2 protein-coding genes are annotated in these 1,537 nt (G+C 74.2%); both read left to right on the top strand.

Annotated elements, in window-relative coordinates; all coding sequences use genetic code 11:
• Positions 1 to 971: hypothetical protein (locus tag KBX53_RS32530; protein ID WP_309140908.1), on the top strand; the 971-nt coding region annotated here is incomplete at its 5' end.
• A gap of 116 nt (positions 972 to 1,087) precedes the next feature.
• Positions 1,088 to 1,417 (top strand): hypothetical protein, encoded by a 330-nt coding sequence (locus KBX53_RS32525; RefSeq protein ID WP_030331319.1) that lies wholly within the window; start codon positions 1,088 to 1,090, stop codon positions 1,415 to 1,417.
• The last annotated feature ends 120 nt before the right edge of the window (positions 1,418 to 1,537 follow it).

The following is a 1,537-nucleotide window of genomic DNA, read 5'->3' as shown; positions in this document are numbered from 1 at the left end:
GCCGGGCGGTGGAGTTGGAGGGGTCGGTGGCGGACGAAGACCGCACGCGGGCTGGTTCGAGGGCTGGCGACGCGCCGCCGAGGCACCGTCCGCGTGCCACGACCGCCGGATTCACCCGCAGCGTGCTGCGCCGCGCCCGGCCGCGGCGGCGCTTTGTGGTTCAGGGAGCCGCCATACTCGTCGGCCTGGTGCTGTTGATCTCGTACCTCAGCTTCTGGTCCGGGCCCGAGCCGGACGACCAGGTGGGTCTGGGCGGCGGGTCCGCCGGGACCGGCCGTTCCCCAGTTCTCCCGGCCGCCGACGGGCGCACCGGTGAGGCGGGGCCGGCCACCCCCGGTCTGCGCCCGCGCCAGCGCCCGCCCTCGCCGGACCCGACACCGTCGACCAGCCCGCCCGCCCCGCCGCCACCACCGGCCAAGCCCGGTGCGCCGGCGCTGTCGGTGAGCCGGGAGGAGATGCCCGCCGCCGTCGACCTCACCGCCGTGGGCACCCGGGACTGGGTGCACTGGGGGGAGGACGGCGGCAGGTCGACGATCCGCAAGCGCTCCGGCTCCGGCGAGATCATCGACGGGGGAGGCGCCGGCAGGCGGGTCGGCTGGGACGGCAACCAGGAGTACGTGCGCTGGTCCGACGGCACACCGAACCGCTCGACGAACGGCACCTCCAACGGTGTCTACACCTGCGGTGCCGGCAACGGCTTCAGTCTCGCCGTCGCGGGCAGCGGCGGGCCGCGCACGGTCCAGCTGTACGGCGGCATCTGGATGGCACGCGGGCGGCTGGAAGCGCGGCTGTCCACCGGCGGGCCCGCCAGCACTGCGCGGCTGGAAGATCCCTACACCAGTCAGAGCGCCCAGTTCACCATCCGCTTCACCCTGCCGAAGGGTGCTCGACTGTTGCTGAAGTGGACCGTCGAGAAGGTCTTCACGCAGCACTGCGGAAACGTCGGCCTCCAGGCCGTGGCGGTGCGCTGACTGACCGATCCATCGCCGCGCGGGCGGCGGCGGGACAGTTTGTCCGTCGCGGAGCGTCGAATGCGACGTAACTTTCTGCTGTCCCCATCCGACCATCCAGTGTGGAGGCAGCGGAAATGAGCAGCAGCACCGCCCACCGCGTCCGTCGTGCCGCTTCGTCCGGCACCGGTGAAGCGTCCGGGGAGGTTCTTCGCGACATTCCCCTGCCGCCGTACGTGACGGGCGAGGACACCCAGTTCGCCGTGCGGGCGGTGGTGGTGCACGCCCCCCGGCGGTGGTCCGGGGGTGTGGTCTGCCGCAACGATGCCAGCCCACACCCGTGCCGCCTGCACCGCTGGGGCACCCGGGTGCTGGCACTGCGCGGGCTGCGGGCCGCTGAGATCGCCGCGCTCATCGAGCGGGGCGACCCGACGGCGGTGGTCCCCCCACCGGACCGTCCGGCCTGAGCGCTCGCCGGGCCGGGAGGCGCGGACGCGCCTCCCCGCCGTCGCTCAGCAGGTGATCGGTTTCACCCAGGCGCACTCGCCGCCCGCCGGGGTGCGCGGCGTCTCCGGCTCCCCCGGCGC

The organism is Micromonospora sp. M51 (assembly GCF_018070305.1).
Classification (GTDB): Bacteria; Actinomycetota; Actinomycetes; order Mycobacteriales; family Micromonosporaceae; genus Micromonospora; species Micromonospora parva.
The sequence above is the reverse complement of the archived record's forward strand: the minus strand, read 5'-3'. Positions and strand labels throughout refer to the sequence as shown.

Excerpts from the sequence above, each read along its gene's own strand:
- KBX53_RS32525 (WP_030331319.1), top strand. The coding sequence starts at position 1,088 with ATGAGCAGCAGCACCGCCCACCGCGTCCGTCGTGCCGCTTCGTCCGGC.